Source organism: Alteromonas sp. RW2A1 (assembly GCF_001886475.1).
GTDB classification, from domain to species: Bacteria; Pseudomonadota; Gammaproteobacteria; order Enterobacterales; family Alteromonadaceae; genus Alteromonas; species Alteromonas hispanica.
In genome coordinates, this window is record NZ_CP018031.1 from 3,179,541 (window position 1) to 3,205,763 (window position 26,223).

Sequence of the window (26,223 nt, forward strand, 5' to 3'; positions counted from 1 at the left end):
GAATTATAGTGAGTTATTACTCACATGTCAAAAAACACACAAATACAGGGTTTCCCCGCAGCGTTTGTCTTTATCTATGTTAGCGCTTATGCAGGTTCTAATTTGACCTACGCATACACAGTGTTTAACTAATTGCTATGCATAAGACCGCAATAGAACAAAAAAATTCCCTGCAACTTCGCGCAATTATTCGCAGTTATTCGCAGCTTTTCACAGTGTCTCGAAGCCCTTCGCAGTTTTTCAAGAAAACAAGGCAGTACGTTAATCTGCCTGTTTACGTAGAAACGCAGGAATATCCAAATATTCCAAATCGTTGTCAGGCTGAGCGCTGTCTTCTGCTTTTAATGCTTGGTTACCTTCGGTACCACCAACAGAAGAACGCGACTCACCAGCGTTGTTGCTACTTCCGTATTCTTTAGCCGGCTGAGTTAAACGTGAACCCTCGGTGCTTACTAAAGAAATATCAGCCTTTCGCTCTGCGCCAATGCCCGTTGCAACAACGGTAACACGAAGCTCGTCAGTCATTTCCATATCAATAACAGTACCAACAACCACGGTCGCGTTTTCAGAAGCGAACGCTTTTACTGCGTTACCTACTGTTTCAAACTCGTCGATAGCGAAATCTGGGCCAGCCGTAATGTTAACAAGAATACCTCGTGCACCCGACAAATCGATATCTTCCAACAGTGGACTGGCGATAGCTGATTCAGCAGCTTCTTCAGCGCGGTCTGGACCACTTGCCGCGCCACTGCCCATCATGGCTTTACCCATTTCAGACATAACCGTTCTTACGTCGGCGAAATCCACATTGATCAAACCAGGGCGTGTAATCAGTTCAGCGATACCTTGAACCGCACCGCGTAACACGTCGTTTGCCGCACTAAATGCCTGAAGTAATGGCGTACCTGGTCCCATCACTTTGAGCAGTTTTTCGTTAGGAATAGTAATAAGCGAGTCTACGTTATTAGCTAATTCAACAATGCCCTGCTCTGCAAAAGAGGTACGTTTTTTCCCTTCAAAAGGAAACGGTTTTGTTACCACTGCAACAGTCAGAATACCCATTTCACGAGCAATTTTTGCCACCTCTGGCGCAGCACCTGTTCCGGTACCACCACCCATTCCGGCAGTAATAAACACCATGTCGGCGCCGTCTAACGCTTGACGAATAGTTTCTCTGTCTTCTTGCGCAGCATCTCTACCAATATTGGGATCGGCGCCTGCGCCCAACCCTTTAGTCACACTTGAGCCAATTTGCAGAGTAATGTCTGCATTTGAACTACGAAGTACCTGTGCATCGGTGTTTACCGCGATAAACTCTACGCCTTCAATGCTTTGAGACACCATGTGCTCAACAGCATTACCGCCGCCACCGCCTACACCGATGACTTTGATTACGGCTTCTTCGCCGTGACTATCCATTAATTCGAACATACTTACTCTCCGGTTGTACGTCTTTAAAACACTACACTAGGTCATCTACAAAGGCTTATTGCATCCTGCTAGCCTAAATGCCATAGCAATAGCGCCCCCTAAAAATTAAAATTCACCTTTAAACCAGCTTTGCACTCTGTGAAACAAGCTTTCACTCGATTTCTGCGTACTGGAATTCTTATTATCATTTTGTGCTTTACCGTATTGCAGTAAACCCACTACCGTAGCAAAGCCGGCATCGTCAACGTATTCAGCTAAGCCTTTTACGTCAATGGGTTTGCCCACACGTACGGGCATCTGAAAAAGCTCTTCAGCAAACTCTACTGCACCTTCCATTTTGGCGGTGCCTCCTGTTAACACAAGACCAGCAGCAATTTGCTCTTCCAGACCACTGGCACGAATTTCATCGTGTACCAGTTCAAAAAGTTCTTGATAGCGAGGTTCAATAACCTCAGCTAATGTATGACGAGACATTACCCTAGCAGGACGACCGCCTACACTAGGTACCTCAATACTATCTTCCATACTCACCATATCTTTTAATGCACAGGCATAATTAATTTTAATTTCCTCTGCATTGCTGATTGGCGTTCTAAAAATTTTCGCTATATCACTGGTTATTTGATTGCCAGCTACTGGTATTACAGCAGTGTGACGAATTGCGCCATCTGTGTAAATAACCATATCCATGGTGCCGCCACCAATATCGACAACACATACGCCTAATTCACGCTCATCGTCGGTTAGCACAGCGTAACTTGAGGCCAATGCGGAGAAAATAAGCTGATCGGCATTCAGCTCGCAGCGCTCAACGCATTTCACCATATTTTTAGCCATATCATCTGCACAGGTAATAATGTGTGCATCGGCTTCCATACGAACCCCTGACATACCAATCGGATTTTTAATTCCCTCTTGTACATCAATGGTAAATTCTTGTGGTAACACATGTAGCAAACGTCTTTCCGCTGCAATAGGTACACTACGCGCCGCATGTATCACATTATCCACGTCTTCTTGTGTAACTTCTTGGTTATTGATCGGCACCATACCATTTTCGTTCTGGCATTTAACATGGCGCCCAGAAATTGACATAAACACAGAAGAAACGCGGCAATCTGCCATCAGTTCCATCTCATTTACTGCGCGCTGTACCGACTTCACTACCAAATTCAAATCGTTGACGCCGCCTTTATCCATGCCTTTTGATGCATGGGTACCCACGCCAACAATACTGATTTGATCATCATCTAGCACTTCGCCCACCACGGCCTTCACTTGGCTGGTGCCGATATCTAGTCCTACAATCAAATTGCGTTCAGCAGGTTTTGACATGGTTTCCTTAACTCTCTTTGTTTGTGGCATTGTCGTCGTTCCAACCAACGGCAACGCCCGTGTCATAGCGAAGGTCGACATAACGTACGGCCTTCTCTTGTTGCGCCAATAACGGATAAACATCAATAAACCGCTGTAGTCTATCGATAAAGTCCTGACGCCCTAAATTCAATCTAATACCGTTCTCTAACTGTACCTGCCAAGCAAATCTCTCGCTTAACGACAGTTCATCAATAGCCATATTGGTAGTAGCCATCAACGCGTGCATGCTATTAAAGCCTTCTAACGCGGTTTTCTCACTACCACCAGGACCGTAAAGTCTCGGCAATTCCATTTCTACCCCTTCGTCATTGAAGGTATCACCATATGGATTGAGCAATAAATCTTCGTTCCATTTTGCAACAGCTTGCTGCTCTACCAAATAAATCTTTAGTGTATTTGGCCACTTTTTTCGCACCGAAGCGCGGTATACCCAAGGCTGCGACTCAACCAATTCGAACACATCATTAACGTCTAACGCAAAGAAGCTTCCAGGCTGTGCTTTTCTTATCAGTCTCTCGAGCTTGGTAATATCGATATGCTGGTACTCACCAGAGAAATCGATTACCTGCACCGGCATTTGCTGTTCGTCATGCAAATACTGGTTTGCCTTAATTGCACCTACAACGAGCCCAGCAATAACAAACAACAAAAACGCAATGCCAGCCCACATTGTGCGCTTATTTCGTTTTTCTGCCCTACTGCTAGCAGTTTTACTAGCGCTAGCAGATTCACCAGAAACGCTAGGGGTATTTCGAGCTGCTGTTGCCATAGTTACAAAGAGCCTTTTGTATAAACGAAACACTTTTTCATATTTCGCTTATGCACCGCTATTTTACCCATCTACCTTTTCTGTCCCGGTGTTAAAGCTTGTTGATAGAATGCTGAGTACTAGTTCATCAAAACTTACACCGGCAACTTTGGCAGCTTTAGGCACCAAACTTTTTTCAGTCATACCCGGCACCGTATTCGCCTCAAGCAAATAAAACTGGCGCTGGTTATCCTGCATCACATCTACTCGTCCCCAACCGCTACCTGAAATAGCGTTAAACGCACGAGACGCCAATGAAGCCAGTTGCTCTTCTTGCGCCTCTGACAAGCCGCTTGGACAGAAGTATTCGGTAGTATTATCCTGATATTTCGCAGCATAGTCGTAGAAAGTGTGAGGCGTAGACATACGAATTGACGGTAAGGCTTGGCCCTGAACTACTGAAACAGTGAACTCTGGTCCGTCTATATACTGCTCTAGCAATACCTGGTCATCGTACTGAAAGGCGTCTTGCACAGCTGTTTCTAATTGTTTAGCGCTTGTCACTTTTGCCATGCCAATACTCGAGCCTTCCTGGGCCGGTTTGACCATGACCTCATTTCCCAATTTTTCCATTATAGCGCTGCACTTACCAGCTTCAAAGCGCCTTTTGTCAGCTATTTCATATTTTGCAGTTGGCAGTCCTAAACTTTGCCACACTTGCTTAGTATGAATCTTATCCATTGCCAAAGCAGAGCCTAAAACACGACTTCCGGTGTAGGGAATTTTCAGCAGTTGAAGCGCTCCCTGCATAGTACCATCTTCACCGCCTCTACCGTGTAACATAATGAGTGCGCGATCGACGTTTAAGTCTATTAAATCAGTAAGTGGACGCTCTGCAGGATCAAATGCAAATGCGTCTACTCCCTGGCGCAATAATGCATTGAGCACGGTTTTACCAGAATTAAGCGATACAGCACGCTCTGCAGAGTCACCACCAAGCAACACAGCAACTTTTCCATATTCCGCGGGAGTATGTGTGGTTAACAAGGGCTTAAACATGGTTAACTCCTTGTTGTGCAAGCTTTGCGGGTTCTAGCTCGCAGGCCGCAAGCGACTTAGCTATTTGACCAATATTACCTGCACCTTGAGTCATCACAATATCGCCATCTTGTAAAATGTTCGACAATATTCCAGGCAATGCGTCTTTATCTCCCACATAAACCGGTTCAATTTGCCCTCGCAAGCGAATTGAACGACATAGCGACTTGCTGTCAGCTCCTTCAATGGGCTGCTCACTCGCAGCATAAACGTCAAGCAGTAAGAGCGCATCCACACTCGATAACACTTCAACAAAGTCCTCGTAAAGGTCTCGAGTTCGCGTGTATCGATGTGGCTGATACACCATCACTAAGCGGTTGTCTGGCCAGTTAGCTCTTGCAGCAGCAATGGTCGCTTTTACTTCTGTAGGGTGATGGCCGTAATCATCTACCAAGCACACTTCACCTTTGCTGGTGTTGAACGTTCCTAGTTGCTCAAAACGACGCCCAATACCACCAAAATTAGCCAAGGCACTCACAATAGACTCGTCATCAATGCCCTCATCAGACGCTACTGCAATGGCAGCTAGCGCATTAAGTACATTGTGATTCCCAGTAAGATTGAGCGTAATGTCTAACGGCTTGCTGTCAGGGCGGTGCACTGTAAAGTTTGCCTTCCCAAAAGACAGCTGAATGTTTTCTGCGCGATAATCGTTATGGTCTTCAAAACCATAGGTGAGAATGCTTCGACCAATACGAGGGCGAATTTCTTGGATGTTGGCATCATCACCACACATAATTGCTTGTCCGTAGAACGGCAGATTAGATAAAAAGTCTACGAAGGTGTCTTTCACTTTTGAGAAATCGCCGCCGTAAGTGCCCATGTGGTCAGCTTCGATATTGGTGACTACAGACACCATAGGCTGAAGGTGTAAAAATGACGCATCACTTTCATCGGCCTCAGCAATTAAATAACGGCTTTTACCCAAACGAGCATTGGTGCCTGCGCTGTTTAGTAATCCACCGATAACAAACGTTGGGTCGTATTCTGCCTCAGCAAAAATCGTCGAAATTAAACTGGTTGTAGTGGTTTTCCCGTGGGTACCGGCAATGGCAATACCGTGACGAAAACGCATCAACTCCGCCAGCATTTCAGCACGACGAATGATGGGAATGCGAGACTCTCGCGCTACTATTATTTCAGGATTCTGTTCGTTGATAGCACTCGAAACGACTATCACGTCCATACCTTTTACATTATCAGCTTTATGCCCAATTTTAACGTCAACGCCTAATTCACTAAGACGCTTCGTCATAGGCCCTTCTTGAATATCCGAGCCAGAAATTTTGTACCCTTCGTTCAGTAAAACTTCTGCGATCCCACCCATACCGGCACCGCCGATACCAATGAAGAAAATATTTTTTACCCGACGCATTTGCGGGCTTTCAAATGGGGTTTTGAAAACCATTAGTCCCCTTCTCCTACCACTAACTTAATGTGGCTTACAACATTCTGTGTAGCATTGGGGCTTGCACATTCACGAGCAAGCTCTCCCATTTTCAAACAGTCGCTTGGATGTTGAATCCAATTACGCACTGATTGCCCTAAATTCTCTTTTAATACTGATTGCGCAATCATTATTGCTGCATTGTGCTTCACTAGCGACTGCGCATTTTTTGTTTGATGGTCGTCTACCGCATGGGGCAAAGGCACGAAAATAGCGGCTCTTCCCGCGGCGGCCACTTCGCTCACTGTTAGCGCACCGGCGCGACAAACGATAAAATCTGCCCATTCGTAAGCAGCTGCCATATCATCGATAAAATCGCTAACAACCACATCGGCACTCTTAGAACCACCGCGTGCAGAATCAATGTGTACAGAACCTGTGTTTGCGTAAGTCTGCTCTACGGTTTTCGCATTTCCTTTTCCGCATTGGTGGCGAATTGAAAGCCCCTTTAACGCACTACACACTTGCGGTACGACGTCGTTAAGTACCTGTGCACCAAGGCTTCCTCCGACAACAAGCATATTCAGCGTTTTATCTGCAGACTGCTCGCCGCTGTTTTCCTGCGACTTCTGCTGTATTTCCCAAATGTCGTCCCTTACGGGGTTACCAACAACATGAACTTTGTTTTTTACTTTTACAAATTGCGCTTTAGCATCTTCGAAGCCCAGCAACACTTTGTGTGCAATCTTGCTCAAAAGTTTGTTTGTCATGCCGGCTGCAGCGTTTTGTTCGTGGATGATCACAGGAATACCCAATGACTTGGCCGCAACACCGCCCGGCCCACTTGCATAACCACCAAACCCAACGACAACATCGGGGTTTATGCGCTTTATAATTCGACGGGCTGACAGGAGGCTTTTTACAAGCGCAAACGCTCCTTTCATACGCGCACCTAATCCCTTACCACGTAAGCCTTTAACAGGAATAAAGTGAATAGGAATATCGTATTTAGGCACTACTTGGGCTTCCATACGCTCAGGCGTTCCAAGCCATTGAATATCCCACCCCTCATCTCTAAGTGCATTGGCTACTGCCAGCCCTGGAAACACATGCCCGCCGGTTCCGCCAGCCATAATAAGACAGCGCTTAGTCATTATCGGCCTCCTCGGCAACGCGAGCTAAAATTGCTTTTATGCCTGCTTTACCCTCATCTTCGGGCTTGGCGTTTTCTACCTTTGCATTGTCTACCTTGGCGATATCTACCTTGGTGTCTTTTTGTTTCGATTTGACACCACTTGCCACCGTGGCTTGTTCTGACCCCTTTGCCGGTTTTACGGCAGCCTTAGACTTTCTTTTTTCACCGCGATCTAACGCCTGAACACCGTCAACGCGTAATTCAAAATCTATGCGCAATAAAATAGCTACTGCAGCTGCCATAATAATAAGAGAAGATCCACCATAACTAACTAGTGGTAATGTCAGTCCTTTGGTTGGAAGCACGCCAGCGCTAGCGCCGATATTTACGGCTGTTTGAAAGCTAAACCAGATGCCAATGCTGTAAGCCAAGAAACCGTCGAACGCGCGTCCTCTTTCAAGTGCGTGATTGCCAATATGAAGAGCTTTTATCACCATCCAGAGAATAAGTCCTAAAACAGCAAGCACACCAACAAATCCTAATTCTTCGGCTAATATGGCCATAACAAAGTCGGTGTGAGCCTCGGGCAGGAACTCTAACTTTTGCAAACTGTTGCCTAAGCCTTGCCCAAACCAATTTCCGCGGCCATATGCCATTAACGACTGAGTTAACTGATAGCCGGCACCAAACGGGTCGGCCCAAGGGTCTAGGAACGAGGTAACCCGCTTTAAGCGGTACTCCTCAAATACGATAAGGGCAACTACGGCCATTAACCCCACAAAGACAAGCGCAAAAAACTGCCAGAGTCTTGCGCCGGCTAAGAATAGTAGACCAATAGTGGTAGCAAACATCACAACCACAGTCCCCAAATCTGGCTGCAGCAGCAGCAACAGCGCAAGCACAAAGAAAACGCCTAACGGCTTAATAAAGCCTTTTAAATTTTCGGTAACCTCTTCATAACGACGAACTAAATACCCAGCTAAATACGCAAAGAAAAAGAGCTTGGCAGGTTCAGCGGCCTGAATAGTGATAGGCCCAATCGCAAGCCATCGTGTACTGCCGTTAACTGTGCGCCCAACTAGAAGCACCGCAACTAACAACCCAATGGCGGCGAAAAGCAAATACGGATTAGTCACCCGCCAAAACTGCATGGGCAGTTGCAGCACAACAATTGCTGCGAGTATAGCGCCCACTATGTAAATGCCGTGGCGAATAGCAAAGTAAAAAGGATTGCCGTGCAGTCTGTCTGCTACGGGCATGGATGCAGAGGTTACAATCACCACTCCAATGCTTAACAGCGCAAGGGCTATAAGCACAAGGGTGGCATCGTATGGATGCTTAGGTTGCTTCGGGCTGTCGTGACGAGCCGCAAAAAGCTGACTGAGTTTTGTAGAGGCTAACATCATGCTGCTATTACCTCCTCAACTGCGTTTTTAAACACCTGCCCGCGATGCATGTAATTATCAAACATATCTATGCTGGCACAGGCTGGAGAAAGCAGAACAACGTCGCCATGACTGGCCGCGCTGTAAGCTCTTTTTACAGCGTCGCTCAAATCATTGCTCAACACTGTATTTTCAAACGCCTTTGCAAAAAGTTCAGCATCTTTGCCGATGGCAAAAACTTGAGCCACATGCTGCAAAAGGTACGGCGATAGAGCGTTAATATCGGCACCTTTTGCGTCGCCCCCTGCAATCAGCAAAAGTTTTCCGGTAGTAACTGGCGCAAGACCTTCAAGGGCAGCTATGGTTGCCCCAACGTTGGTCGCTTTCGAGTCATCTATAAAACGCACGCCGTTATTGGCCAATTCCACACAGCGGTGAGGCGCACTGGTAAAGTTTTTAATGTGGGGCACCGCCGCCTCGGGTGAAACACCAAGTGCATGACATAAGCCCAAGGAAGCCATGACATTTAACACATTGTGTGTACCCGCAAGCTGTATTTCACTAACGTCTATTAATGCATTGCCGTTGAACGTCAACTGGGCTTTGTCGTCAATTTGGGCAATACCAAATCCATATTCAGATTCGCCTAAGCCATAATGCATAAGCTGCAAAGAGGCTGAGCGAGGCTGAATGTTATCGCCATCGCGCCAAACAATAGCAAGAGAAGCGTTATCAAAAATACGGTGCTTTGCACTTGCGTAGCGTTCGAATGAGCCGTGGCGGTCGAGATGATCGTCAGATAAATTCAAAATAGTAGCCGCGTTCAGCGCTAAATTAGATGTTGTTTCAAGCTGAAAACTGGACAGCTCCAACACCACAACGTCTGCATCTGTGTCTAACGTATCTAATGCAGGAAGCCCTACGTTTCCAGCAGCTAGGGCCTTTAAGCCAGTACTATTTAGCAAATGCGTTGCCAGCAGAGTTACAGTCGTCTTGCCGTTTGAGCCGGTAATCCCCACTACGGGCTTAGTATTTAGCCGTGCAAATAGCTCGATATCACCAATCACTTCTACGCCGCAGGACTTTGCTAGCGCAACTTGTTCAATTTCAGGTGAAAGCCCTGGGCTTAGCACAAGGGTGTCTACGTCATCATAGAAAGCGCTTGTAAGCGGTGACGTTTCAACTTTACCCTGCATACTCGCTATCATGTCTTTGGTTAAGTTTTCATCAGATAGCGCCGCTGAACTACGGGTATCAAAGGCTTTAACCTTAGCGCCATGGCTGAGTAAGTAGCGCACGCAAGCCTGGCCTGTCATTCCAAGGCCTCCAACTGCATAGCTGTGTTCGCGTACGTTATATGTCATTAATGACTTATCTCAGTTTCAAGGTTGCTAGACCTACCAGCACCAAAATAATAGAAATTATCCAAAATCGAACAATGACTCTTGGCTCTGGCCAGCCTTTTAATTCGTAGTGATGATGAATAGGTGCCATTCTGAATATGCGCTGACCGCGCAGTTTGTAAGAGCCCACTTGCAGAATGACCGATAAGGTTTCTATTACAAACACACCGCCCATAATTATCAGCACTAATTCTTGTCTTACTAAAACGGCAAGCACACCCAAGGTGCCACCAAGCGCCAGCGAGCCTACATCCCCCATAAAAACTTGCGCAGGATAGGTGTTGAACCACAAAAACCCAAGGCCAGCTCCCACCATGGCGGTACACACAATAACGAGTTCACTGGTAAGGGGAATATGAGGAATATTTAAGTAAGCTGCGAAGTTTGCATTACCCGTTACATAAGCAAAAACGGCAAATGCACCAGCAACCAAGATGGTAGGCACAATGGCTAAGCCATCCAGGCCGTCTGTTAGGTTAACGGCATTACTTGTACCCACAATGGCAAAGTAAGTGATAATTATGAAAAACGCGCCCAGCTGAGGAAAAACTTCTTTAAAGAAAGGTACCAACAGCGATGTTTCGGCACTTAATGTTGCGCTACTGTACAAGTAAAAAGCAACACCTAAAGCTATCACCGACTGCCAAAAATATTTCCAGCGCGCTATCAAACCTTTAGAGTCTTTGCGAATAACCTTTCTGTAGTCATCAACAAAACCGATAATGCCGTAAGCAACAACCACAGTAAGGGTTACCAACACATAACGGTTTGATAAATCTGCCCAAAGCAAACCACTAATAACAATGGCCGCTAAGATAAGTAATCCACCCATAGTCGGCGTTCCAGACTTCGACAAATGACTTTGAGGACCATCGTCGCGTACCGTCTGCCCTATCTGCATGTTTTGCAAATAGCGAATCATTTTCGGACCAATTAGAATAGCGATAAGCAGCGCCGTAAGAGTGCTTAAAATAGCCCTTAATGTAAGATAGGAAAATACATTAAACCCAGAATCAAATTGAGTTAGCCAGTCGGCTAGCCACATTAGCATTTATCGTGCTCCTCATTTGTGTTGCTTCGTGCGAATGAAGAGGCTTCGATAGCCTTTACGACACGCTCCATTTTCGAACTGCGGGAACCTTTTACTAAGATAGAAATATCCCCAAACGCATTAACCACATCGTTTTCAAAGGTTTTCACTAAGCTGTCAACGTCGGCAAAATGCGCGCCGTTAACATTAAAAGCCTGGCTAGAAAGTACACTGAAATCGCCCATGCTATACAAATAATCAATGCCCTTCTGCTTGGCATACTCGCCTATCTGCTGATGATAGAATTCCGACTCATCGCCGAGCTCCGCCATATCACCGAGCACAAGAACTCTAGCACCCGTAAACTGACTTAATGTGTCTATGGCCGCCTTCACTGATGCAACGTTTGCATTGTAGCTATCATCAAGTAGTCTAATTTTTGTATTCAATTGCCTAACGTTAAGGCGCCCATCGACTTGCTTCATCGAGCTTAGCCCAGTTCGAACATTATCAAGAGTGGCGCCAATGTTGAGGGTAAGCGCTGCTGCAAGTAACGCATTGCCAACATTATGGATACCAGGAATGATTAGCTGAATATCAACATTGCCCTGCGGACAATTAAGGACAAACGATGCACAGCCGTCTTGTTGCATATGAATATTTGAGGCATAAAAGTCAGCGGCATTTTTCTGATTGGGTGAAAATGTCAGTGTTTGCGTGCCCTCCAGCTTATCTAGCCAAAAGCTTGCAAACTCACTGTCTACATTAACAATAGCAATCCCGTCATCACCTAAGCCGTCAAAAATTTCACTTTTTGCCCGCGCCACACCGTCTATACTGCCAAAGCCTTCTAAATGAGAAGCTGCGGCGTTTACAATCGTAGCAACGTCGGGCTTTACTAAATCTGTGGTGTAGGCAATTTCACCTTTGTGGTTGGCACCTAACTCCATGACAGCAAATTTGTGATGTTCTTCTAAACGAAGTAACGTAAGAGGCACGCCAATATCGTTATTAAAGTTTTCGTGCGTGGCCAGCACGCTGCCACAAGGCTGCAAAATAGCAGCACACATTTCTTTAACTGTGGTTTTACCGCTGCTTCCTGTGATAGCTAGCGTTTTGGGTGCCACACATTGTTTAACCGCAGCGCCCAATAAACCTAATGCTAACTTTGTATCGTTTACCTGAACAACAGGTAACGACGTTTCTACTTGTTCACTGGCTATAATAGCCTTCGCGCCAGCAGCTTCGGCCTGCTTCGCAAAATCGTGTCCGTTAAAGTTAGGTCCTTTTAGCGCAAGATATATCGCGCCCTCACGAATGGTTCGCGTATCGGTGCTCACATCAACAATGTGGCAATCGGCTCCCACTAATTTACCGTTAATCTTTTCGGCTACCCATGACAGCGTTGTTTTTATCATTAGCTGTACTCCTGCTGCAGTAGCTGCTGTAGCTTGGCTACAACCTCGCGTTCATTGTAATTTATCGTTTCATTACCAATAATTTGGTAGTTTTCATGCCCCTTCCCAGCCACGATAATAATATCGTCAGTCGCAGCTTGATCTAGGCAGTAGCGAATAGCGGTTTCTCTATCAGAAATGGCAACAGCAGAATCTGGGTTGTGCAGCCCATCCATAATGTCTTTTGCAATTGCTTCAGCCGCTTCGCTTCTACTGTTGTCTGTTGTAATAATAATTTTGTCTGCGCCAGCTTCTGCGGCCTGCCCCATTAACGGGCGCTTACCTTTATCTCTGTCTCCACCACAGCCAAACACACACCACACTTTTCCTTCAGTATGCGCCCTAGCGCTGTCTAGTACTTTTTCAAGGGCGTCTGGAGTATGTGCGTAATCCACCACCACATTCGCATTCGCATTGAAAGTGAAGACTTCCATGCGCCCGGCTACAGGCGTAATAGCGTTAACCGCATTAACGACGTCTTCAAAACGTTCGCCTTGTTGAAGCAAGACAGCGATGGCACCTAGCACATTACTTACATTAAAAGCACCAAATAAAGGGAGCGATATCAACGCATTTCCCCATGAGCTTTGGATCTCAAAGCGACAACCAGCGTCATGATATTCTGCGCTTCTTGCAAAGCAGTACTTCGCTTTTTCACCGGCGCCATCTTGTTGGTAAGTACTTACAAGCTGCTTATTTTCAATGCCTGTCCAAACCCGAGCAATGCTTTTATCTGCATAAGCATCCCAGTTTTCACTTTCTTTATCGTTGGCATTAAGCACTACGGCACTTAATCCTGGCTGGGTAAGCAACAAGCGCTTGGCTTTTGCGTACTCCTCCATAGACCCGTGGTAATCAAGGTGATCTCGTGTCAGATTAGTAAATACGGCGATGTCTGTTTTTACATTTCCCAAGCGGCCCTGCACTAGGGCGTGTGAACTGGCTTCAAATGCAGTATGTCGAACTTGGCTTTGCACAAACTCTGCCAACACGTACTGCATGCGAATAGCATCTGGTGTGGTGTTAGCTGCTGGCGTGGTTTTCCACTGAGTTTCTTCGCCCTCAAAAATACTGCTTCCCAAGGTGCCTATACTTGCACTTCGGGTGCCTAGCGCATCTTTAAGCTGCGTAAGCAGTTGAACTGTCGAAGTTTTCCCGTTAGTACCCGTTACAGCAACGGTCATCATTTTCTGTGCGGGGTAATCATAAAACGCCCCCGCAATTGACGACAATAAACTGGGCAATTGGTAGATAGAAATAATCATGCTGTGGTCGCGCATTTCCATCTGACCATGGGCGTCACTGTCGTCAGTTTGCGCCATAATGACTCTTGCCCCTAAGCTAATTGCTTGAGGAATAAATTCTCTGCCATCGCGCTCATGACCTTTTACAGCAATAAACGCCAGCTTTGTGTTTACCTCGCGGCTATCAAGGGTTAATCCCTCAACGCGAATATCTGGCGCATCTATTTCAAACTTTGCTAACAACGCACGAATACTTTGGGTGAAGGCACTAACTACCACTTTGGCCTCCTTTTAAAAATCGACTGAAGGTAACTTGTTTGTCATCTGGCGTAACGTTCAAAATATGCAGCGCGCCGCCCATAATTGAGGAAAAAACAGGTGCTGCTGTGTCTCCAGCATGATACAAATCACCACCGGGTTCGTTAATAAGCACGACAGTAACCAACCTAGGATCAGACACAGGTGCAATACCGGCAAAAATATTTACGTACTCTTCGCCATAGCCACCTGCTACTGCTTTACGACTGGTGCCGGTTTTACCCGCAACGCGGTAACCCGGCACAGCAGCTTTGGTGGCAGTGCCTCCACGCTGCGTAACGCTTTCCATCATTTGCACTATCGCTTTTGCATTTTCTTCACTGATAACTCGTTCAGCCTGTCCCTGCCACGCGGGTTGCTCCGGTGACTTGATCATATTCAACGGCATTTTTATCCCACCATTTGCGATGGTGGCATATAGCCTTGCCAATTGAGCAGTCGTTACTGAAATACCGTAACCAAAAGATAAGGTGGCTAATTCAAACTTCGACCAACGACTTCTTTCGTGAAAAATACCGCTGCTTTCACCCGACATATTGAGCCCGGTATCGCTCATTAGCCCAAGGTTATAATACGTATCTAAAAGAAAGTTCTTAGGCACCGAAAGCCCTAGCTTAGACGTGCCCATATTACTTGAATGCTGGATAATCTCTTCTAAGGTTAGCTCGCCATAGTTTCTAGAGTCTTTCACTAGGCTGCCGCCAAGACGCATCCAACCTGGGTTGGTGTCTACTGTATCGTTAGGCTCTACTTCACCAAATTCTAGTGCTGTAAGCACCGCAAGGGGTTTAAGGGCGGAGCCAGGCTCAAACGCATCTGTTATAACGCGGTTGCGCATTCTGTGTGGCGCAATATCGCTTCTATCGTTTGGATTAAACGAAGGCGCATTCACCATTGCTAATACATCGCCCGTCTTCACGTCGACCACCATCGCCGAGGCAGAGCTCGACTGGTAATAAATCATGGCTTCTTTAATTTCTTTGTACGCTAGCGCTTGAATTCTCTGGTCGATAGCTAATTGGAGATCACCCGCTTTTTCGCCAGCTTTGGTTTCCAAAATTTCTACCTGACGCCCCTTGGCATCACGACGGATTTTTCTTGAGCCAGGTGTACCGGTAAGCCACTCGTCGAACATATGCTCAAGGCCCTCGATGCCGGTATCATCAACGTCGGTTACACCGATAAGCTGGGCAGACACTTCACCAGTAGGGTAGTAACGACGACTTTCTCTGCGCAAATAAATGCCTGGAATATCGAGTTTATCCACGTACTCGGCCATAGCTGGCGATACTTGGCGCTGTAGATAAACGAAACGACGCTTGGGATTAGACACTTTCTCTTTGAGCTCTTTCACGTCTTGCCGCAATACATCTGCTAATGCATCCCAACGACGCTCTTCTTCAAAGCCATTGTTCTCGTGAATAACTTTAGGATCGGCATAAATAGCTCTTACTGGCACGCTCACCGCTAACTCAACACCGTTGCGATCGGTAATAATTCCACGGTATGTAGGCATATTGCGTGTGCGTAACGTGCGACTATCGCCCTGCTGAATGAGTTCATCGGGCTCTATCACTTGAATATACGCAGCACGGGCCGCTAGCATGGAAAACACCAAACCAATCATCACAAGCACAACAATAAAGCGCCAATGCATAAAGCTTGGCGTAACATTCTGCTTTGCACCTGTTTTTTTGCGTGAACGAGAAGTTGATACTGTACTCATTTGAGTCTCACCACTACTTCGTCATCGGCAGTGGGGCGATACATGCCAAGCTGCTTTTCAACCAGGGTTTCTATTCTGTTGTGTTCGGTTAGCGCACGCTGTTCAAGAACCAGATTTCGCCATTCAACGTCAAGCTCGTCTTTCTCTTGCATTAAGTCTTCTAAAGCAATGACCTGCTGACGGTTGTGGTGGCTACTCAAAATCACCGCCATTGCACTAACAATAACCATCAAATACAACAAAACCCGCAACTTGTTGCGGGTCAAATCTGAAACCATAATCAGTATTAAATTAAAGTTCGTACTGGCTTTGTCTGGCTTAGTCATAGTTTTTCAGCCACACGTAATACGGAGCTACGAGAGCGTACGTTATTCATCACTTCTTCCTCAGAGGGCTTGATTGCCCTGCCGAGTGCTTTTAATACTTTATCTGCATCAATTTCTGCCTGAGTTATAGGCATATTGTGGGGAACGACTTTGCCTTTACTTTGGTCTTTGATAAAACGCTTAACCAATCTGTCTTCTAGAGAGTGAAAAGAGATAACGGCCAGTCGACCTTCTTTGGCTAACACTTGCGTTGCTGCTTTTAAACCAACGCGAAGTTGCTCAAGCTCTGCATTGATGTAAATACGAATACCTTGGAAAGCGCGTGTAGCTGGGTGTTTATACTTGTCTTTAACTGGCACTGCTTGGTCGATAATTGTCGCAAGTTGCGCCGTGCGCGTGATAGGGGTTTCCTTGCGCGTGTTCACGATAGCGTGCGCTATTCGCTTACCAAACTTTTCTTCGCCAAACTCTTTAATCACCTGAGTGATGTCTTGCTCTTCAGCATGTGCTAACCAATCTGCCGCACTTTGTCCTTTAGACGTATCCATGCGCATATCAAGAGGTCCGTCTCTTAAGAAACTGAATCCGCGCTCAGCATCGTCTAACTGAGGTGACGACACGCCCAAATCCATCAACACGCCATCTATTTTCCCAGTAAGACCAAGACTTTCAACCTCTTCAGCCATATTGCCAAAAGGTGCATGAATAATGCGAAATCGCTTATCTTCAGCAAAGCGCTCAGCGGCCTGAATAGCTTGAGGGTCGCGGTCAAAAGCAATTAACTGACCATCATCGCCCAACGCATCTAATATATGCGCAGAGTGCCCACCACGACCAAAGGTTGCGTCAATATAAATACCGCCAGGTTTTATGGCTAACGCCTCTATACATTCATCAAGCAACACGGAAATATGCTTAAACTCGCTTGATGATGAAGTGTTTTGCGTTGTCATAGAGAAAAATCCTGTAGCCGTTCGGTTAGTTCAAATTCGCCTTTGCGTTCGGTGTCTATATCAACCTCAATTTGTTGTGCCCATACTTCGGCATCCCAAATTTCAAATTTGTTTAACTGACCAACTAACATGACTTCTTTTGATAGCTTTGCGTGAGCACGCAAAGGTGTAGGTATAAGAATTCGACCGCTTTTATCCATCTCACCTTCCGATGCATGACCAAGCAGTAAGCGCTGCATACGGCGCTCTGCCGGAACCATACTAGAAAGCTTGATAAGCTTAAGCTCGATTTCTTCCCATTCGGGAAGTGGGTAAAGTAGCAAACAACTTTGTTGTGTATCGACAGTGCAAACTAGTTGTCCCTCACAATCATCCAGCAGCGACTGCCGATACCGCGTAGGTATTGCCAGTCTGCCTTTTGTATCCAGGTTGATTGCGTTAGCGCCGCGGAACATTCCCCTAGCCTTTTATTATTTACTGTTATTTTTATTAATTTTTGAGTACTAATTTGCAAAGTGATGATGATTTGATCCACATTTCGCCACATTTACCCACTAGGTTACAGTTTAGGTACCAATGTTCCCCACTGTCAAGTATAAAAATGGCGTGTAGGCCGCGTATTCACTGGCTTTAAACTGGCTTTATATACAGTGGTTTTAGGAAGTGTATGATAAGGCATGCAAAAAAAAGGAAAATGAAAGGAAAAGAAATAAGACGCGAAAAAATTAATCGATGAACTGCATCAGGGAGTGTGGCAAAGCTGGAGCGTTTCAATCTTTGTTATAAATCTTTGCACTGCTGTTTTAGATTGGGCTTAGTAGAACTAAAAACCCCGCTATCTAGCGGGGCTTGGCTTTTATACTTGCTGCGCTGAAATACCGCTATTATTCGGTTGGCGCTTCTTCGCTGGCCGCTTGGTCTTCAGGCTTAACCGCTGAAAGCTGCATATTACGAATAGGGTTTTCTGTATCGTTTGATAGCTCAACTAAACGGTTAAGTTGGCCTACCGACATCATTACCGCGTAAATTGCGCCAAGGAAACCAGCTTTATGAAGTTCAATCACTTGTTCTTCTGGAAGCTCAAGCAGCTTCTTCTCATTAATGCTCATCATGCCAGTAACATTGCGCTGTTTACCGTCTTGGTAAGTAAGGCGAATTTGGATTTGATCGAGAAGGTCTAACTCAACTACCTTGGCAACAAAACGCTGAGTAAGCATTTCACTGTTCGCAAGGTCTGCTAAGAACTTCTGACGGCCGTCTAGGAACTCACTTGGATCACCAGCTTCAGTGAATAACGCTTGACCTTCACCGGTAGAAACTAGATCGCTACCTTCATCAATGTAAACACCTAACTTGTCACCGTCAGGACGCACGTCAAACGGGTAACGAATAATGTTCATTGGTACATGCGGGCCCTTCCACGTGTCGCCAGTTAAGAACAAGTTTTGCCCCTGCTCCATGCCTAGCATAGTCACAACGTGGTGACGCTTAGACGTTGGATCTTCAATAAAAACTAAAGGCATAGTTGCTGCAAGTTGAGCAAACTCGCGGATCGTTGCCGCTGCTAGGTGAGTATTTTTTGCGAAGCTGAAAGATGAATTTACCGCAACCTTCAGGTCTTTATGCTTTTCTTTATCTAGCGGTACAAAATTAATAGCCATATTTATTTCTCATACTTGTTAACGGTGGCCCCTGCTTTTGTTTTGATAAGTGCGGAGCCACAAAAAATGATGTTGTGCCGTTCAGATGACGTATCGCCATTGCCTATCGGCTGAGCGCTGGGAATATACCTTAGTCGCGCTGTGGAGTATCCCGTATTCGTGCACCGAAGTCACGCAGGCTCCACAATAACAAGTTTTAAATTTTTATTGCAATGTAAACTTGACGTAAATGCTCACAACCGCTTTAAAATTGAGCAATTGAGGTCATATGCTCGCTCGAACTTTGGCTCTCGGCATAAAAAAAGCAGTCGTTGTAGCGCAAACCGATATGCATTAATCTTCTAGTGAACATGATGACAACAAAAATAAGGATAATAAATGAAGGGGCGCTTGATAAAAACACACTTTTCAAAGAGAAAGTGCGCACTAGCTTTAACGACATTGTTTACGTTAGGGACAGTAAGTGAAGTCACGTTGGCCGCTGCTGCTCAGGAGCAGCCTCAATACAGTGCATCTGAAAAGGCGATAGCCATTGCTAGAGAGACTATTATAGTGGACGGTCATATTGATGTGCCCTATAGAGTGAAAAACCAGTGGGTAGATGTGACTAAAGCTACCGAAGATGGAGATTTTGATTATCCAAGAGCGGTTGAAGGCGGCTTAAATGCCCCCTTTATGAGTATTTACGTGCCAGCGAGTTTAGATAATTCTCCAGAATCTACACAATTAGCTCATCTACTTATCGACTCTGTAGAGGCTATAGTTGCAAGAGCACCTGATAAATTCGCCATTGCTAAAAGCCCTAGTGATGTGAAGTCTCACTTCGAAACAGGCGTAATATCACTCCCATTAGGAATGGAGAACGGATCTCCTATTCAGGGCAACCTCGACAACTTAAATGATTTCTACGAGCGGGGCATTCGCTATATAACTCTTGCCCACAGTCAGTCTAATCATATTTCAGACTCTTCATACGACTTGCGTCGACAGTGGAAGGGATTAAGCCCTTTCGGTAAACAGCTCGTTACCGAGATGAATAATATTGGCATTATGCTGGATATCTCACATGTATCTGACGACGCCTTTTATCAAGTTGTTGAACTAACCAAAGTGCCCGTTATTGCATCGCATTCGTCCCTTCGCCGTTTCACGCCGGGCTTCGAGCGTAATATGAATGATGACATGATTAAAAAGCTAGGTGAAAATGGCGGTGTGATCATGATTAACTTTGGCTCTAGCTTTGTTTCTAAAGAGGCCGGGCAGTGGCGTACAGGTCTAACAAACGCACGTAAAGCGCTGATAAAAGAAGAAGGCGAGGATAGCCCTAAACTTGAAAACTTTGAGGCTCAGTATCGCAAAGAAGTCCCCTATCCTTATTCAACCCTAGATGAAGTGCTTGATCATATCGATCATGTTGTAGAACTCATTGGTGTTGAACACGTGGGTATAGGCTCAGATTATGACGGCGTTGGTGATTCTCTTCCAATAGGACTTAAAGACGTAGCAAGTTTTCCAAATTTGGTACAAGGATTATTAGACAGAGATTATAGCCGAGAGGATATCGAAAAAATCCTCAGCGGAAACTTATTGCGCGTTTGGCAAGAGGTCGAAGACTACGCCAAAAGCCATTAGCTTCGCCTCTATAGCGCTTTGCCAAGAGCTTATTTAAACTGCGATAGATAATCTACAAGCATGAGTGTCATGGTAGGAAACAGTGGGTTAGATTTGGGCACCGCGCAATCTTCCTGCTTGTTGACCATATTGGCGTTAAACTTCATTTGCGCTAGCAAAGGTTTGTTGACTACCAAGTCGGCATGACACAATTCATAGGACTCATCGATGACGAAAAACGTATTGGGTCCTTTGCTTTGCTCTATCAGGTTTTCGACACCATATATTGGCGTTGTTGTATCTGCTTGTGAATGAGCTGCAAATATCGGCACATCAAGCTGCTGACCATTGTCGATAGTATCCCGAATGTCATTGATAATATCCATTAACTCCAAACCAGCAAAGCCTGCGACATTGGGATATTTGTAAGGGTTGGGGCCGTGAGTTTCGTAGGCGCCGTCGATCATCAGTGCAAGAAGTTTAATCCCCCATATGCGCGACATACCTTCAGCGTTATCAGATAAGGCCAAGGCACCTGAAAATAGCATCAAACCATCAATACGCTTGTCATTTTTAAAATGATTATCAACAACCAACGCTCCGCCAGTAGAAAATCCTCCAACAACAAGCGTTTCGCCCATTGTACTGGCTAGCGAAATCACGTCGTCTATGTGTAATTGCCAACGCTCAGCTAGATCCCAATCGGACATGTTATCTCCGGCATCCCGCAAGCCATGCCCTGGCAGTAGCGGTACTACAACAGAAAAACCTTCATCAAAGAGTATTTGTGCAATAGCGCGCATAAAAAACGGAGAATCACTTAGCCCGTGCACCAGTACAGCTACACGCTCACTTTGTTTGTTATGCATAATGAAAGGCGCATTCCCTTCATTTCGCAACACATTGCTACACACGCCATACTTGTTTAAGGATGTCTCACGACAGGGCTGCGTTTGTCCCCATTCTGCTTCATATAAACGTTTAAACTCTTCATTTACCTCATTACCAACTGCCATCGTTGATGAAAAGAACAATGAGAAAGCAGCAAAAAGTTTAAAACCTGGTTTTGTTAACACTGTAAATCTCCATGAAACAAATGTGTGATAAGACATCTCGAAAAAGCGCAATAAAAAACGGGGCCATGATAACACGGCCCCGCTGTATGTTGTTCTGATTAGAGTTGAGTATTCAGAACATAGCGACAAGTCTGTTAGCTAAAGTACGCCTCGAGATCGTCAGAACCACCAATGTGTTTACCGCCAATGAAAATTTGAGGCACAGTTTCTCTGCCGCTAATTGCTGATAAGCTTGTTAACGTTGCGTCTTTACCTAGCACTAACTCCTCGTAATCGAAGCCTTTTTCAGTAAGTAACGCTTTTGCCTTCGTGCAGAATGGGCAACCTGGTTTTGTGATAATAGCAACCGGAGCATTTGTAACTTCATCAGGAGCAATATAGGACAGCATAGTATCGGCATCAGAGACTTCAAAAGGGTCTCCTGGCACATCTGGCTCAATAAACATTTTATCAACTACGCCGTCTTTAACTAACATCGAATAACGCCAGCTACGCTTTCCAAAGCCCAGATCGGCTTTGTCTACTAACATACCCATGCCATCAGTAAACTCACCATTACCATCTGGAATAACAGTAACATTTTCTGCTTCTTGGTCTGCAGACCATGCATTCATTACAAAGGTATCATTGACCGACATACACACGATGTCATCGATACCATGCTTTGCAAACTTCTTGGCAAGTGCATTGTAGCGAGGTAAATGAGTTGATGAACATGTAGGTGTGAACGCCCCTGGTAGTGAAAATACCACTACGTTTTTGTTAGCAAAGATTTCTTCTGTGGTTTTTGTTACCCACGACTCACCTTCTCTGCATTGAAACGTAACACTTGGTACTTTTTCACCTTCTTTGGATTTAAAACGACCCTCAGACATAACTTCCCTCACTTTTTAAAAGACTAACTGATTACCGACAAGCCTAGTGCGTGTTAAATCACAAATCAATAAAAAGCAGCGCTTATCTACAGTGAGATTTTAAAACCTGGTGTAAGCAAATTAACAATGCTGCCACTTTGTCTAAAGCCACCATTAGGTATTCACCTACATTCGTAAATATCGTTTTTGATGCTGAACAATGATGGGAGTGTTCTATGCTATTGCAAATAGGTTACCCGTAGCGTACTTCAAACCGATAAGCGCATATTGGTAAAAGCAGTTTATTAAGAGTTTACTAGAGGGTTGGTACCATGATTATTTTGGTCGGCGGTGAAAAAGGTGGTAGCGGTAAAAGTTGCTTAGCCCAGAATATAGCAGTGTATTTACGCACTGAAAAAGGCGCAAACGTGCTAATGGTGGATTGCGATCCTCAACGCACCACTTCTGATTGGATCCAAGAAAGAAAGGCTAACCCAAAGCTTGCTGAAATAAACTGCGTTCAGTTATACGGAAAAATACGTAACGAGTTACTCAACTTAAGGCAGTACTACGACTACGTGGTTATCGACTGTGGCGGTCAAGATAATCTAGCGCTTCGCTCCTCTATGGCAGTTGCTGATCATATTCTTATTCCGTTGCGCCCAAAGCGCAGAGATCTGAAAACTGTACCTCACATGGAAGATATTCTTTCAACGTGTAAAATGGTGAACCCCAAAATGAACGCGGCCTTCGTTATTACTCAGTGCCCATCATTGCCAAGCCTAGCGGGTCGAATTTTAGAAGCAAAAGAAGTATGTCGCTCATTTGGAATTCCAGTGCTAAACGCCGTTACATTCAGCCGCAATATGTATGACGATTCTGAAGAATCTGGTCAGTCTGTAATAGAAAGCGAGCCTGAAGGTAAAGCCTCTCACGAGATTAGAACATTATTTGAAGAATTGTTAGCTGGAAAAGTGGAGGATTCGCATGAGTTTACTCAGCCTCAAAAAGTCGAAGCCATCAGCTAAAACAACGCTTCATTCGGTAGATGCTTTTATAGACGATGCGATTTCTTACGCAGCGGGTGTGCAAGCACTCGGGCAAGAGGAAATTGCACAGGCTAAACATCGTCATATTGAAGGTCGCAGCACTGACACGCACCCAGTGCATTTAAAATCGGTGGATGCACCTTATGTGCAAAACGAATCGTCTTCAAGCATACAGGGCCATATTCAACGACAGTTAAAAACGAAGCAAAAGCCAGATGCGAAAGCGGGTGAGAGAGCTAATGAGAAAGCAAATGAGAAAACAACAGCCAAAGTAATGCCGCACACCGACAAGCCAATCTCTCAAGGTAAAAATACGTATCTAGGCATGCGTCACGCTACCTTTACCCTAACACCAGAGTGCATATCTCAGCTTTCGTTGCTCTCACAGGACAGCGGAATACCCAAATCAGCGCTTATTAGAAAATGGATTACCAGAGAGTTTGAAGAACGCCGACTTATAAAAGAATCAAAAAACTAGCTTGCTGAAAAGCATCTATTTGAAGGGCGAATACACTAGACTTGAAGGGCGAATACCTAAGACGAAGTAGTTTGAAAATGGGTTGTTAATTTACTTAATACAACATTATCCGAGCGAGAAGCATGAACTAAGGACGTGTTGAACTTCACGGTCTAATTCCAAGCCTACACGAGCATAAAAAGGCCAGCACGTGCCAATAAAGGAGTATCTTTATATAGTTTCGGTGCGCGAAATCGTTCATACTCAGACCCGACGCTGTCATTGAGCATTGAAGCACATCGGCGGCTTACATTGCACCTACTTAATAAAGAGAAGTTACTACGCAACTCAGGAGGACGAACGTGGTTTTCGGTATTCGCACAGCGCTTACGCTAGTTTTGACTCTGTTTCTCAATGTTGCTGCTCTTTATCTTGTCACAGCCTCGCCTGCATACGCCGAAAAGAGCAACGCTTCCGATATAAAGGTGATACAAGGTCTGCTAGATGCAAAACAGTACGAAGATGCCGACCGTCAGGCACTTCTTTTTGCTGAATCGGCACTTCAACAGGAAACACCCACATCCGGCTTTTTTACATTAGCGGAACTGTTGCAAACGTCATCCCGCTTTGAATCATCTATTGCAGTATTAAATGCTGCCCTTGAAGCATATACCCGAGAAGGAAAGTTATCCGAAGTTGCCCGAGCACTTTTGTATCTTGGTCAATCTGAGCGGCAGCTTGCAAACTATGTGACGGCTCAGGATTACTTGCGAAGAGCCATGTCTATTGCTCAAATGAAAAAGCAAAAGCTTCTGCAAGCTAAGATCAGCTTAGAGATGGGTATCGTTTTTAAAGAGCAAGGGGAGGTAGAACGAGCGTTGGAACCTTTGAAAGAAGCCCTTGGCATTTTCCGCAATAATGACTCTATCGCCGATTCAAGCGCATGCCTATCTCATATCGGCGATATTTACGCCCTTCTAGACCAAAATACTCAAGCTCTTTCTTATTACAACGACGCATTTTCTGCTATCTCCAATACGGCTAATAAGCAGTTAATGGGCATCATTAAAACCAGGCTCGGTGCGCTTCAACTTAAAAATAATGAGAAAGAAAAGGCACTTCGCTCCATCACAGGTGGCCTAGATTTGCTCTTGGCGACCAATGATGTGGGAGCCATTTCAGAAGCTAAAATAGTGCTGGGAAGAGCTCTTATCGAAACAGGAAATGAACCAAGAGGAATAAGTTTATTGCAAGAGGCAATGAGCTTTGCCGCCGAGTCTGGGCAAACTCGTCTGGTAAATGATGTTCGATTAGCTCTAGCGCAAAATTATCTTAGAGAGCAAAAATTTGATCTTGCCCTAGCCTTCGCCAGCGAGGGATTAACGGATGCCCGAGAAAAGGGAAATTTACGAGGCCAACTTCGCTTTTTAGCTATTCAGCTTAGCGCGAGCGTTTCGTTAGGCGATTTTCAAAAAGCGTTAGATATTCAGTCTGTAATTCAGAAGCTTCGAGAGGCTTTGCTAAGCTCAGAAAACCAAAACGCATTGAAAGGCTTACAAGCTGAAATTGAACTTGTTCGCCAATCTAAAGAGCTAGAACGACTAGAAGAATCTAAACAGCTTGTTATTGCCCAAGCAGAGAAAGAAAAACTAAAAAACACCTTGTTCTGGAGTGCATCACTGGCAGTACTGCTAATGATGTTTTTGTTGTGGAGCCGATTTAAAGAGCGCCAACAAACTATCATACTTCGCCGTGAAGTTAGGCTACAAACAGAGGCACTTCAAGACAAAAATAGCGAGCTGGAAAGAGCTTATAAAACGCTCGAACACGTCAGCTTAAGAGACCCTCTCACCGGGCTCTATAACAGGTATTATCTAGAGTCACAATTACCCGAAGAAATTAAGCGCAGCCAGATAGAAATAAGTAAAAACGCGACAACGTCCGGAAAACACGACCTTTTGTGCTTACTTATCGATATTGATCATTTCAAACGTATTAACGATGATTTTGGCCACCTGGCGGGAGACAAAGTTTTAGAAGGTTTTGCAGCCGTTCTTAAAGAAGTATTTAGAAATACAGACTTGATTATACGCTGGGGAGGTGAGGAGTTCCTCGTGGTTTGTAGGCATTCCTCTCGCGAGGAACTACCAGAACTTGCCGAGCGTTGCCGAGAGACAGTTGCCAGCCATGTATTTGATATTGGCGATAGCAAAACAATAAAAGTAACCTGTAGCATTGGGTTTTCAATTCTTCCTCCTAATGAAATCGTGAATTTCGACAACGCGTGGCGGCGAACTTTCGAAGTGGTCGATTACGCACTTTACGCTGCAAAACTTTCTGGTAGAAATGGCTGGATTGGCGTAATTGAGACGTATAATACAACGACGTCGAATCGGACATCGTTAGATAAAAAGTTCGACTTTCCGAGCTCGAGAATAGCAACCTCATTTAATAATATTGCCAGTATTCATTGGCCTGAAGAAGTAGCGGGGTAATA

The 26,223-nt window shown here is 45.2% G+C and carries 22 protein-coding genes; 4 read left to right on the forward strand and 18 right to left on the reverse strand.

Annotated features, from left to right (window positions below):
* Positions 1 to 261 precede the first annotated feature (261 nt).
* From ftsZ to BM528_RS14215, 16 genes are all read right to left on the reverse strand, one after another.
* A complete protein-coding gene (gene ftsZ, locus BM528_RS14140) occupies positions 262 to 1,431 on the reverse strand; it encodes a cell division protein FtsZ (RefSeq protein WP_071980376.1) in 1,170 nt (389 codons plus the stop codon).
* Between the two features lie 105 nt (positions 1,432 to 1,536).
* The gene (gene ftsA, locus BM528_RS14145; protein WP_071980377.1) at positions 1,537 to 2,766 is read right to left on the reverse strand and encodes a cell division protein FtsA; all 1,230 of its coding nucleotides are present in this window, start codon (positions 2,764 to 2,766) and stop codon (positions 1,537 to 1,539) included.
* 7 nt (positions 2,767 to 2,773) lie between these two features.
* Positions 2,774 to 3,478 (reverse strand): cell division protein FtsQ/DivIB, encoded by a 705-nt coding sequence (locus tag BM528_RS14150; protein WP_071981329.1) that lies wholly within the window; start codon positions 3,476 to 3,478, stop codon positions 2,774 to 2,776.
* Between the two features lie 162 nt (positions 3,479 to 3,640).
* Positions 3,641 to 4,615: a D-alanine--D-alanine ligase gene (locus tag BM528_RS14155; protein ID WP_071980378.1), complete on the reverse strand. Its 975-nt coding sequence runs from the start codon at positions 4,613 to 4,615 to the stop codon at positions 3,641 to 3,643.
* A complete protein-coding gene (gene murC / locus BM528_RS14160; RefSeq protein ID WP_071980379.1) occupies positions 4,608 to 6,062 on the reverse strand; it encodes a UDP-N-acetylmuramate--L-alanine ligase in 1,455 nt (484 codons plus the stop codon). The genes BM528_RS14155 and murC overlap by 8 nt, the downstream gene beginning before the upstream one ends.
* Entirely contained in the window at positions 6,062 to 7,195 is a 1,134-nt protein-coding gene (gene murG / locus BM528_RS14165) for an undecaprenyldiphospho-muramoylpentapeptide beta-N-acetylglucosaminyltransferase (RefSeq protein ID WP_071980380.1), read from the reverse strand. The genes murC and murG overlap by 1 nt, the downstream gene beginning before the upstream one ends.
* Positions 7,188 to 8,582 (reverse strand): cell division protein FtsW, encoded by a 1,395-nt coding sequence (gene ftsW, locus BM528_RS14170; protein ID WP_071980381.1) that lies wholly within the window; start codon positions 8,580 to 8,582, stop codon positions 7,188 to 7,190. Before ftsW ends, murG begins: the two co-directional genes overlap by 8 nt.
* Positions 8,579 to 9,925: a UDP-N-acetylmuramoyl-L-alanine--D-glutamate ligase gene (gene murD, locus BM528_RS14175; RefSeq protein ID WP_071980382.1), complete on the reverse strand. Its 1,347-nt coding sequence runs from the start codon at positions 9,923 to 9,925 to the stop codon at positions 8,579 to 8,581. The genes ftsW and murD overlap by 4 nt, the downstream gene beginning before the upstream one ends.
* A gap of 7 nt (positions 9,926 to 9,932) precedes the next feature.
* A complete protein-coding gene (gene mraY / locus BM528_RS14180; protein WP_071980383.1) occupies positions 9,933 to 11,015 on the reverse strand; it encodes a phospho-N-acetylmuramoyl-pentapeptide-transferase in 1,083 nt (360 codons plus the stop codon).
* On the reverse strand, positions 11,009 to 12,412 hold the full coding sequence (locus BM528_RS14185) for a UDP-N-acetylmuramoyl-tripeptide--D-alanyl-D-alanine ligase (protein WP_071980384.1): 1,404 nt from the start codon (positions 12,410 to 12,412) through the stop codon (positions 11,009 to 11,011). Before BM528_RS14185 ends, mraY begins: the two co-directional genes overlap by 7 nt.
* A complete protein-coding gene (locus BM528_RS14190; RefSeq protein ID WP_071980385.1) occupies positions 12,412 to 13,974 on the reverse strand; it encodes a UDP-N-acetylmuramoyl-L-alanyl-D-glutamate--2,6-diaminopimelate ligase in 1,563 nt (520 codons plus the stop codon). Before BM528_RS14190 ends, BM528_RS14185 begins: the two co-directional genes overlap by 1 nt.
* Entirely contained in the window at positions 13,964 to 15,739 is a 1,776-nt protein-coding gene (locus BM528_RS14195; RefSeq protein ID WP_071980386.1) for a penicillin-binding transpeptidase domain-containing protein, read from the reverse strand. Before BM528_RS14195 ends, BM528_RS14190 begins: the two co-directional genes overlap by 11 nt.
* Positions 15,736 to 16,065, reverse strand: coding sequence for a cell division protein FtsL (gene ftsL / locus BM528_RS14200; protein WP_071980387.1), 330 nt, complete (start codon positions 16,063 to 16,065; stop codon positions 15,736 to 15,738). The genes BM528_RS14195 and ftsL overlap by 4 nt, the downstream gene beginning before the upstream one ends.
* Positions 16,062 to 17,018 (reverse strand): 16S rRNA (cytosine(1402)-N(4))-methyltransferase RsmH, encoded by a 957-nt coding sequence (rsmH, locus tag BM528_RS14205; protein ID WP_071980388.1) that lies wholly within the window; start codon positions 17,016 to 17,018, stop codon positions 16,062 to 16,064. Before rsmH ends, ftsL begins: the two co-directional genes overlap by 4 nt.
* Positions 17,015 to 17,473: a division/cell wall cluster transcriptional repressor MraZ gene (gene mraZ / locus BM528_RS14210; protein ID WP_071980389.1), complete on the reverse strand. Its 459-nt coding sequence runs from the start codon at positions 17,471 to 17,473 to the stop codon at positions 17,015 to 17,017. The genes rsmH and mraZ overlap by 4 nt, the downstream gene beginning before the upstream one ends.
* 429 nt (positions 17,474 to 17,902) lie before the next feature.
* On the reverse strand, positions 17,903 to 18,679 hold the full coding sequence (locus BM528_RS14215) for a SapC family protein (RefSeq protein WP_071980390.1): 777 nt from the start codon (positions 18,677 to 18,679) through the stop codon (positions 17,903 to 17,905).
* A gap of 378 nt (positions 18,680 to 19,057) precedes the next feature.
* On the opposite strand from BM528_RS14215, the gene BM528_RS14220 reads away from it, so the two are divergent.
* A complete protein-coding gene (locus tag BM528_RS14220; RefSeq protein ID WP_083595299.1) occupies positions 19,058 to 20,311 on the forward strand; it encodes a dipeptidase in 1,254 nt (417 codons plus the stop codon).
* Between the two features lie 29 nt (positions 20,312 to 20,340).
* On the opposite strand, the gene BM528_RS14225 is transcribed toward BM528_RS14220, so the two are convergent.
* Positions 20,341 to 21,306, reverse strand: a complete 966-nt coding sequence (locus tag BM528_RS14225; RefSeq protein ID WP_232230649.1) for an alpha/beta hydrolase — start codon at positions 21,304 to 21,306, stop codon at positions 20,341 to 20,343.
* 194 nt (positions 21,307 to 21,500) lie between these two features.
* Positions 21,501 to 22,241 (reverse strand): glutathione peroxidase, encoded by a 741-nt coding sequence (locus BM528_RS14230; RefSeq protein WP_071980391.1) that lies wholly within the window; start codon positions 22,239 to 22,241, stop codon positions 21,501 to 21,503.
* 311 nt (positions 22,242 to 22,552) lie between these two features.
* Between BM528_RS14230 and BM528_RS14235 the strand changes: the two genes are divergently transcribed.
* From BM528_RS14235 to BM528_RS14245, 3 genes are all read left to right on the forward strand, one after another.
* Positions 22,553 to 23,248 (forward strand): AAA family ATPase, encoded by a 696-nt coding sequence (locus tag BM528_RS14235; protein ID WP_071980392.1) that lies wholly within the window; start codon positions 22,553 to 22,555, stop codon positions 23,246 to 23,248.
* Entirely contained in the window at positions 23,208 to 23,747 is a 540-nt protein-coding gene (locus tag BM528_RS14240; RefSeq protein ID WP_071980393.1) for a hypothetical protein, read from the forward strand. The genes BM528_RS14235 and BM528_RS14240 overlap by 41 nt, the downstream gene beginning before the upstream one ends.
* 341 nt (positions 23,748 to 24,088) lie before the next feature.
* A complete protein-coding gene (locus BM528_RS14245) occupies positions 24,089 to 26,221 on the forward strand; it encodes a GGDEF domain-containing protein (RefSeq protein ID WP_232230497.1) in 2,133 nt (710 codons plus the stop codon).
* The last annotated feature ends 2 nt before the right edge of the window (positions 26,222 to 26,223 follow it).

Bases quoted from the DNA above. Each gene is read 5' to 3' on its own strand.
- BM528_RS14230 (WP_071980391.1), bottom strand. From the start codon at position 22,241: ATGTCTGAGGGTCGTTTTAAATCCAAAGAAGGTGAAAAAGTACCAAGT.
- BM528_RS14195 (WP_071980386.1), bottom strand. From the start codon at position 15,739: ATGAGTACAGTATCAACTTCTCGTTCACGCAAAAAAACAGGTGCAAAG.
- BM528_RS14225 (WP_232230649.1), bottom strand. From the start codon at position 21,306: ATGGCAGTTGGTAATGAGGTAAATGAAGAGTTTAAACGTTTATATGAA.
- murD (WP_071980382.1), bottom strand. From the start codon at position 9,925: ATGACATATAACGTACGCGAACACAGCTATGCAGTTGGAGGCCTTGGA.
- BM528_RS14215 (WP_071980390.1), bottom strand. From the start codon at position 18,679: ATGGCTATTAATTTTGTACCGCTAGATAAAGAAAAGCATAAAGACCTG.
- BM528_RS14220 (WP_083595299.1), top strand. From the start codon at position 19,058: ATGAAGGGGCGCTTGATAAAAACACACTTTTCAAAGAGAAAGTGCGCA.
- BM528_RS14155 (WP_071980378.1), bottom strand. From the start codon at position 4,615: ATGTTTAAGCCCTTGTTAACCACACATACTCCCGCGGAATATGGAAAA.
- BM528_RS14150 (WP_071981329.1), bottom strand. From the start codon at position 3,478: ATGTGGGCTGGCATTGCGTTTTTGTTGTTTGTTATTGCTGGGCTCGTT.
- BM528_RS14235 (WP_071980392.1), top strand. From the start codon at position 22,553: ATGATTATTTTGGTCGGCGGTGAAAAAGGTGGTAGCGGTAAAAGTTGC.
- ftsZ (WP_071980376.1), bottom strand. From the start codon at position 1,431: ATGTTCGAATTAATGGATAGTCACGGCGAAGAAGCCGTAATCAAAGTC.
- ftsW (WP_071980381.1), bottom strand. From the start codon at position 8,582: ATGATGTTAGCCTCTACAAAACTCAGTCAGCTTTTTGCGGCTCGTCAC.
- ftsA (WP_071980377.1), bottom strand. From the start codon at position 2,766: ATGTCAAAACCTGCTGAACGCAATTTGATTGTAGGACTAGATATCGGC.
- murC (WP_071980379.1), bottom strand. From the start codon at position 6,062: ATGGTTTTCAAAACCCCATTTGAAAGCCCGCAAATGCGTCGGGTAAAA.
- mraZ (WP_071980389.1), bottom strand. From the start codon at position 17,473: ATGTTCCGCGGCGCTAACGCAATCAACCTGGATACAAAAGGCAGACTG.
- rsmH (WP_071980388.1), bottom strand. From the start codon at position 17,018: ATGACAACGCAAAACACTTCATCATCAAGCGAGTTTAAGCATATTTCC.
- ftsL (WP_071980387.1), bottom strand. From the start codon at position 16,065: ATGACTAAGCCAGACAAAGCCAGTACGAACTTTAATTTAATACTGATT.
- BM528_RS14240 (WP_071980393.1), top strand. From the start codon at position 23,208: ATGAGTTTACTCAGCCTCAAAAAGTCGAAGCCATCAGCTAAAACAACG.
- BM528_RS14185 (WP_071980384.1), bottom strand. From the start codon at position 12,412: ATGATAAAAACAACGCTGTCATGGGTAGCCGAAAAGATTAACGGTAAA.
- murG (WP_071980380.1), bottom strand. From the start codon at position 7,195: ATGACTAAGCGCTGTCTTATTATGGCTGGCGGAACCGGCGGGCATGTG.
- mraY (WP_071980383.1), bottom strand. From the start codon at position 11,015: ATGCTAATGTGGCTAGCCGACTGGCTAACTCAATTTGATTCTGGGTTT.